General features: G+C 71.2%; 1 protein-coding gene. It reads left to right on the top strand.

Annotation, left to right across the window (positions count from 1 at the left end; genetic code table 11):
* Positions 1-39 precede the first annotated feature (39 nt).
* Complete coding sequence (locus tag C1I98_RS39040) at positions 40-996, top strand: zinc-binding dehydrogenase (RefSeq protein ID WP_111172201.1); 957 nt, start codon at positions 40-42, stop codon at positions 994-996.
* The last annotated feature ends 237 nt before the right edge of the window (positions 997-1,233 follow it).

The following is a 1,233-nucleotide window of genomic DNA, read 5'->3' as shown; positions in this document are numbered from 1 at the left end:
GGACCGAACGACGGGGGGTATCCTGGGTAGGGTGCGGCCATGTTCGCCGTTACAGCCACGCAGACCGATCCCGACAATCCGCTCGCTGGGCTGACGCTCGGCGAGCATCCCGACCCCAAGGCCCCGGACGGGTGGACGACGGTCACCGTCAAGGCGGCCTCACTGAACCACCACGACCTCTGGACGCTGAAGGGAGTGGGGATCAGCCAGGACCGCCTGCCGATCGTGCTCGGCTGCGACGCGGCCGGCCTGGACGAGGACGGCAATGAGGTCATCGTGCACGCGGTGATCGGCTCGGGGGCGGACGAAACGCTCGACCCGAAGCGGTCCCTGCTCTCCGAAGTACACGATGGGACGTTCGCCGAGCGGGTCGCGGTACCCCGGCGAAACCTCGTGCCCAAGCCTGCCGCCCTTTCCTTTGCCGAGGCGGCGTGCCTGCCCACCGCCTGGCTGACCGCCTACCGGATGCTGTTCTCCAGGTCGGGCCTCGAACCGGGTGCGACCGTGCTGGTGCAGGGCGCGGGCGGGGGCGTCGCCACGGCGCTGATCGCGCTCGGCCGGGCGGGCGGCTACCGGGTGTGGGCCACCAGCCGGTCGCCGGAGAAGCGGGAGCGCGCTCTCCAAGTCGGCGCGGAGCAGGCGTTCGAGACCGGGGCCAGGCTTCCGGAACGCGTGGACGCGGTCATGGAGACCGTCGGCCAGGCCACCTGGTCGCACTCGCTGAAGTCGCTGCGGCCGGGGGGCCGGATCGTCGTCTCTGGCGCGACCAGCGGCCATGCCCCGTCCGCCGAGCTGAACCGGGTGTTCTTCCTGCAGCTTTCCGTGGTCGGGTCCACCATGGGCGACCGCGACCAGCTCGCCCGGCTGGCCACGTTCCTGGAGCAGACCGGAGTACGGCCGGTGATCGACCGGACGATGCCGCTCGCCGACGCCCGCGACGGGTTCGCGGCCATGGCGGCGGGTGACCTGTTCGGCAAGATCGTGTTCACCGTGTGAGGCTTCACGGCGTGAGGCGTGGGCGGGCCTGATCGGTGCGGCCGTGATGGGCCCGCCGGGCGGGTCACGCGTGGGCTTGGCCGGTCGCGGTTGGACGTACGGCGGGATAGTCGTCTGGGGTGTCCGGCTTGCGGCTGCCGGGGCGAACGCTGTACTCGTTGATCGCTTGGTGACGGGTTTGGCGAGATCGCGTTCACCGTGTGGGGCGTGGGCCGGTCTGATCGGCCGGGGGTGTTG

Origin of the sequence: Spongiactinospora gelatinilytica (assembly GCF_003236385.1) — a bacterium.
In the GTDB taxonomy this organism is placed as follows: Bacteria; Actinomycetota; Actinomycetes; order Streptosporangiales; family Streptosporangiaceae; genus Spongiactinospora; species Spongiactinospora gelatinilytica.
The sequence above is the reverse complement of the archived record's forward strand: the minus strand, read 5'-3'. Positions and strand labels throughout refer to the sequence as shown.